We start from the raw sequence: 6,063 nt of genomic DNA, 5'->3' as shown, positions 1-6,063 counted from the left end.
GTGCTCGGTGCCAACGGGGCCGGCAAGACCACCATCCTCCGGACCATCTCCGGCATTCTCGATCCGCGCAAGGGCAGCGTCGTCTACAAGGGCGAGGACATCACGGCGCACGATCCCGCCTCGATCGTGCAGGAGGGCCTGTGCCACGTACCCGAGGGGCGCGAGGTGTTCCCGCTGCTCACGGTGCGCGAGAACCTCTTGATGGGCGCCTACACGCGCAGGGACCGCGATGACGTCGCCCGCGACCTCGAGCTGGTCCACGGCTACTTTCCCGTGCTGCGCGAGCGCGCGTCGCAGGAGGCCGGCCTGCTCTCCGGCGGCCAGCAGCAGATGCTCGCGATCGCGCGCGCCCTGATGGCCGCGCCGCACCTGATGCTGCTGGACGAGCCGAGCCTGGGCCTGTCGCCCAAGCTCACGCGCGAGATCTTCGAGATCGTGGTGCGCATCAACCGGGAGCGCGGCACCGCCATCCTGCTGGTGGAACAGAACGCCAACATGGCGCTCGCCACCGCGGACTACGGCTACGTGCTGGAGAACGGCCGCATCGTGATGGAAGACACCTGCACCCGCCTGCGCGAGAAGGAGGACATCCGGGAGTTCTACCTCGGCCTCAAGGAGGCCGGGGTGCGCGGGGAACGGCGATGGAAGCGACGCAAGACCTGGCGGTGACGCGATGAAGAAGCCCTGGAACCTCTCCGCGATCCAGCCCGTCACGCACAGCGTGCTCGCGGGCGAGACGATTCCCGCCCTGTTCTGGAACGCCGTCGCGCAGCGCGGGCCCGAGGTGTGGATGCGGCAGAAGGACCTGGGCCTCTGGCGCGCCTGGACGTGGGCGCGCACCGGCGAGGCGGTGCGCGAGATCGCCGGCGGCCTGATCGCGCTCGGCTTCCAGCCGCACGACACCGCGTCCATCCTCTCCAACACGGTCGTCGAATGGGTGCTGGCGGACCTGGCCGTGCTCTCCTGCGGTGGCGTGGCCAACGGCATCTACCCCACCGACGCGCCCGCCCAGGTGCACTACCTCTGCGAGGATTCCGCCACCGCCATCCTGTTCGTGGAAGACGACGAGCAGCTGGACAAGGCACTGGAGGTGCGCGATCGCCTGCCGCGCCTGCGCCGCATCGTGGTGTTCGACATGGAGGGCCTGCGCGACCTGCACGATCCGCTGGTGATCAGCCTCGACGAGTTGCGCCACCTGGGCCGCGACTACCTCGCGCGCCACCCCGCGGCGGTGGAAGACCGGGCGCGCGCCGTGCAGCCCGACGACCTGGCCATCCTGGTCTACACCTCCGGCACCACCGGCCGGCCCAAGGGCGCCATGCATTCGCACCGGGGCCTGGTCTACACCGTGCGCGGCTACAACACGCTGATCGCGCGCACGCCGGCCGACGAGTGCATGTGCTTCCTGCCCCTGTGCCACATCGCCGAGCGCATGGGCGGCGAGTACTTCTCGCTCTACACGGGCGCCCGGCTCAATTTCGTCGAGAACCCGGAGACGGTGCCGGAGAACGTGCGCGAGATCCAGCCCACCGTGATGACGGCCGTTCCGCGCGTGTGGGAGAAGTTCTATTCCGGCGTGACGATCGCGCTGAAGGAAGCCGGCCGCGTGCAGCAGGCCGCCTCGGGCTGGGCGATCGGCGTCGGCACGCGCGTCGCGCAGAAGGTGCTCGCGGGCGAACGCGTCGGGCCCTGGCTGAAGCTGCAGTTCGCCGCCGCCGACGCGCTGGTGCTGGCCAACGTGCGCAAGGCGATCGGCATCGACCGCGCCCGCTTCCTCGTGACGGGCGCGGCGCCGATTTCGCCCGAGCTGGTGCGCTGGTATCTCGCGCTGGGCGTACCGATGCTGGAAGTGTGGGGCATGACGGAGACCTGCGGCGCCGCCACCGGCATGCCGCCCACGCGCATCAAGCCGGGTTCCATCGGCCCGGCCGCGCGCTACAACGATGTGCGCATCGATGCCGCCACCGGCGAGCTGCAGGTCAAGGGCCCCAACGTATTCCTCGGTTACCTGAACCAGCCGGCCAAGACGGCCGAGAGCTTCACGGCCGACGGCTGGCTGCGCACCGGCGACGTCGGCACGGTGGACGCGGAGGGCTTCTTCCGCATCACCGATCGCATGAAGGACATCATCATCACCGCGGGCGGAAAAAACGTCACGCCCAGCGAGTTCGAGAACGAGCTGAAGTTCTCGCCCTACATCACGGATGCCGTGGTGATCGGCGACCGCCGCCCCTATCTCACTGCCATCGTGATGATCGACCAGGAGAACGTGGAGAAGTACGCGCAGGACCACGACGTGCCCTTCTCCAACTACGCGAGCCTCACCCGCGCGCCCGAGGTGCAGGCGCTGATCCAGTCCGAGATCGACCGCGTCAACCGCCGCTTCGCGCGGGTGGAGCAGGTCAAGCGCTTCTTCCTGCTCGAGACGCAGCTGTCGGCCGAGGACGAGGAACTCACGCCGACGATGAAGCTCAAGCGCAAGCTGGTGCACGAGAAGTACGCCGAGCAGATCGAAGCCATGTACGCCTGAAGGAGACGAGCCATGAAGCCGAAGTCCGCACTGGCCCTCGCGGCCGCCCTCGCCTGCACCGCCGCCCTCGCGCAGCAGCAGGGCGTCTCGAAGAACGAGATCCTGATCGGCACGATCCAGGACCTGTCCGGCCCCATTGCCGCCTTCGGGAAGCAGGCCCGCATGGGCATGCAGCTGCGGGTGGACGAGATCAACGAGCAGGGCGGCATCGCCGGCCGCCGGTTGAAGCTCGCGGTGGAGGACTCGGCCTACGACCCGAAGAAGGCGGTGCTGGCCGCGCAGAAGCTGGTGAACCAGGACAAGGTGTTCCTGATCGCCGGCCACATCGGCACGGCGCAGAACATGGCGGCGATGCCGGTGCAGTTCGAGAAGAACATCGTCAACTTCATGCCGATCACCGCCGCGCGCGAGATGTACGAGCCGCTCCACCGCCTGAAGTACTCCTTCGCGGCCACCTACTACGACCAGATCCGCACGGCGCTTCCCAAGCTGGTGAAGGAGAAGAACGCGAAGAAGGTCTGCACCCTCTACCAGGACGACGACTTCGGTCTCGAGGTGGAGCGCGGCGCCGAGGCAGGCCTCAAGGCCATCGGCCAGCAGGTGGTGGAGAAGACGACGTACAAGCGCGGCGCCACCGATTTCTCCTCCCAGGTGGCGAAGCTCAAGTCCTCCGGCTGCGAGCTGGTGGTGCTGGGCACCATCATCCGCGAGACCATCGGCGCCATCGGCGAGGCGCGCAAGACCGGCTACAACCCCGTCTTCCTCGGCTCCAGCGCCGCCTACACCGACCTGATCCACAAGCTGGGCGGCAAGGCCATGGACGGCCTCTACGCCACCATGACGGTGCAGCAGCCCTACCTGGACGAGGCCTCGCAGCCGATCCGCTTCTGGGCCACCAAGTACAAGACGCGCTTCAACGAGGACCCGACCGTGTTCTCGGTCTACGGCTACATCATCATCGACCAGTTCGCCAAGGCGGCGCAGAAGGCCGGCCCCAACCTCACCACCGACAGCTTCATCAAGGCCATGGACGGCATGACCTTCGAGCCGGACATCTTCGGCAGCCCGGTCTCCAGCTACACCGCCACCAAGCGGCTCGGCAACGAGCTCTCGCGGCTGTCGCAGATCCAGGACGGGCGCTGGAAGGTGGTGTCCGACTACGTGCGGCCCTGACGGGCGGGTCGCCGGCCGGACACGAGCCGCCCCCCGGGGCGGCTTTTTTGTTGCTACGCTCGACAGGATGGCCGCGCCGAACCCGCTGAAGAATCCGCAATTCGAATTCAAGTCGCTGCTGCTGCTGGTGCTGGCGGCCTCGCTGCTGTTCGCGCTCATCCTGTGGCCCTTCTTCGGCGCGATCTGCTGGGCGGTCTTCATCGCCATCGTGTTCTGGCCCATGCACCAGCGCTTCCTCGAAGGCAGCCACGGGCGCAAGAACATGGCGGCGCTCGCCTCGCTCACCGTGATCCTGCTGATCGTGATCCTGCCGATGGCGATGGTGATCGCCTCCATCACCTCGGAGGCCTCGGTGCTGGTGGAGAAGATGCGCTCGGGCCAGATCCAGCTGGGCACCTACTTCGAGCGCGCGATCGCCGTGCTGCCCGAGTGGGCGCGCTCGATGCTCGAGCGCTTCGGGATGACGGATCTCGGCCTGCTGCAGCGCAAGCTGCTGGCCGCGCTCAGCTCCAGCGGCCAGGTGCTCACCAGCCGCGTGGTGGGCATCGGCCAGGTGACGCTGGACTTCATCGTCGCCTTCTTCGTCATGCTGTACATGCTGTTCTTCCTGTTCCGCGACGGCGAGCAGCTGTCGCAGTCGATCGCCCGCGCGATCCCGCTGCACCCGCAGCACACGCGCCGCCTGCTGACGCAGTTCGCCACCGTGGTGCGGGCCACGGTCAAGGGCAACATCGTGGTGGCGCTGGTGCAGGGGACGCTGGGCGGCGTCGCCTTCTGGGTGCTCGGGCTCACCGGGGCCATGCTGTGGGGCGCGGTGATGGCGCTGCTGTCGCTGCTGCCGGCGGTGGGCGCGGCCATGGTGTGGGGGCCGGTGGCGCTCTACTTCTTCTTCACCGGCGCGCTCGTGAAGGGCATCGGCCTCACGCTGTGGGGCGCGCTCGCGATCGGCCTGGTGGACAACGTGCTGCGGCCCATCCTGGTGGGCAAGGACACGCGCATGCCCGACTACCTGGTGCTGGTGGCCACCCTGGGCGGCATCGTGGTGTTCGGCCTCAACGGCTTCGTGATCGGCCCGGTGATCGCCGCCATCTTCCTCGTGAGCTGGGAGATGCTGGCCTCGGCGCGCCAGCAGGCGCACATCCCGCCGACCTGAGGCGCTCAGGAGATGATGTAGGCGCCGGCGCCGCTGGCGAGCAGCTTGCCGTCCTGCGCCAGGAACTCCATGCGCGTGCTGCCCACGCGCGAGCCAAGCCGCAGCACCTCTGCCTGCAGCACGAAGTGCTCGCCGATGGCGGGCCGCAGGTAGTCGATCCGCAGGTCGATGGTGCCCAGCTTGCCGAAGCGTTGCAGGCGCTGCGCCGGCGCTTCCTCCATGTGGCGCGCGCCGACGGCCGCCATCACCGCGAGACCGCCCATGGCGTCGAGGCCGGCGCTGATCACGCCGCCATGCACGCGGTTGAAAAGGTAGTGGCCCACCAGCTCCGGCTTCATGGCGATGCGGCCGGTCACCCGGTCGGGCAGCATGGTGACAATCTGCAGCCCCAGCACGCGGTTGAACACGATCTTCTCCTCGAAGATCGCGCGCAGGCCGGTGATGAACTCCTGTTCGAATTCCAGGGTGGGCACGGCGGGCGGTTGGCGGGTCATGCCGTGGATTGTCGCGCAGCCGCGGCCAGGGTCACCAGCAGCTGCGCGGCGGCCACCTGCTGGCCCGGCTGCACGTGCAGGCTGTGCACCGTGCCGTCGCGCGTTGCGCCGAGCGCGTGTTCGAGCTTCATCGACTCCACCACCACCAGGGTCTGGCCCTTGCGCACGGCGGCGCCCGGCTGCGCATGCACCGCGATCACCTTGCCGTTGAAAGGCACCCGCAGTTCGTCGGAGGCCGCAGTCCCGCCGGTGCCGGCGGGCGGATCGTAGGAGGCGTCTTCCAGGAACAGGTCCACGGCGCCGGCCTGCACGTGCCAGCGGCCCGGGGCCACCGGCGCGGCCTGCACCGGCGGCGCGTCCACGCCGCGCGCTTCGCACACCGGCAGGTCCAGCAAGGCGCCGCGATGCCGCACGCGCCACGGTCGCGGGAAGGGCGAAGGCAGCTCGGTCGCCGGGCCCGAGGGCAGCAACACGGCCCGCGCCGCATCGGGCGCAATGCCGGTCTCCTGCGCCGCCAGTTCGCGCCGCAGCGCGTCGCCGTGCCGGGGCAGGAAATCGACGTGGGCCTGGCCGGCCGCGAACTCGGAGTGGCGCAGGCAGGCCGCCAGCAGCCGCCGGTTGGTGGGCAGGCCCAGCAGCTTGAGCGCCTCGAGCCCGGCGAGCAGCCGCGCGACGGCCTGCTCGCGGGTGGGCGCGTGGGCGATCAGGTTGCC

At 69.1% G+C, this 6,063-nt stretch carries 6 protein-coding genes; 4 read left to right on the top strand and 2 right to left on the bottom strand.

The window, feature by feature from the left end; translation table 11 throughout:
* The 4 genes from VFM98_RS03095 to VFM98_RS03080 form a co-directional block, all read left to right on the top strand.
* Positions 1–669, top strand: a 669-nt coding sequence (locus VFM98_RS03095) for an ABC transporter ATP-binding protein (protein WP_325108435.1), incomplete at its 5' end; no start/stop codon positions are given.
* A gap of 4 nt (positions 670–673) precedes the next feature.
* The gene (locus VFM98_RS03090) at positions 674–2,530 is read left to right on the top strand and encodes a long-chain fatty acid--CoA ligase (RefSeq protein ID WP_325108434.1); all 1,857 of its coding nucleotides are present in this window, start codon (positions 674–676) and stop codon (positions 2,528–2,530) included.
* Between the two features lie 12 nt (positions 2,531–2,542).
* Positions 2,543–3,703, top strand: coding sequence for an ABC transporter substrate-binding protein (locus tag VFM98_RS03085; RefSeq protein WP_325108433.1), 1,161 nt, complete (start codon positions 2,543–2,545; stop codon positions 3,701–3,703).
* 67 nt (positions 3,704–3,770) lie between these two features.
* Entirely contained in the window at positions 3,771–4,856 is a 1,086-nt protein-coding gene (locus tag VFM98_RS03080; RefSeq protein WP_325108432.1) for an AI-2E family transporter, read from the top strand.
* Between the two features lie 5 nt (positions 4,857–4,861).
* On the opposite strand, the gene VFM98_RS03075 is transcribed toward VFM98_RS03080, so the two are convergent.
* Together VFM98_RS03075 and VFM98_RS03070 are read right to left on the bottom strand one after the other, a co-directional pair.
* The gene (locus VFM98_RS03075; protein WP_325108431.1) at positions 4,862–5,350 is read right to left on the bottom strand and encodes a thioesterase family protein; all 489 of its coding nucleotides are present in this window, start codon (positions 5,348–5,350) and stop codon (positions 4,862–4,864) included.
* The coding region (locus VFM98_RS03070; RefSeq protein WP_325108430.1) for a biotin/lipoyl-containing protein at positions 5,347–6,063 on the bottom strand (717 nt) is incomplete at its 5' end. The genes VFM98_RS03075 and VFM98_RS03070, both read right to left, overlap by 4 nt.

Origin of the sequence: Ramlibacter sp., assembly GCF_035706265.1 — a bacterium.
Classification (GTDB): Bacteria; Pseudomonadota; Gammaproteobacteria; order Burkholderiales; family Burkholderiaceae_C; genus Ramlibacter.
The sequence above is the reverse complement of the archived record's forward strand: the minus strand, read 5'-3'. Positions and strand labels throughout refer to the sequence as shown.

What these genes read in the sequence shown, in the direction of transcription:
- VFM98_RS03090 (WP_325108434.1), top strand. Translation starts at nt 674, where the DNA reads ATGAAGAAGCCCTGGAACCTCTCCGCGATCCAGCCCGTCACGCACAGC.
- VFM98_RS03085 (WP_325108433.1), top strand. Translation starts at nt 2,543, where the DNA reads ATGAAGCCGAAGTCCGCACTGGCCCTCGCGGCCGCCCTCGCCTGCACC.
- VFM98_RS03080 (WP_325108432.1), top strand. Translation starts at nt 3,771, where the DNA reads ATGGCCGCGCCGAACCCGCTGAAGAATCCGCAATTCGAATTCAAGTCG.
- VFM98_RS03075 (WP_325108431.1), bottom strand. Translation starts at nt 5,350, where the DNA reads ATGACCCGCCAACCGCCCGCCGTGCCCACCCTGGAATTCGAACAGGAG.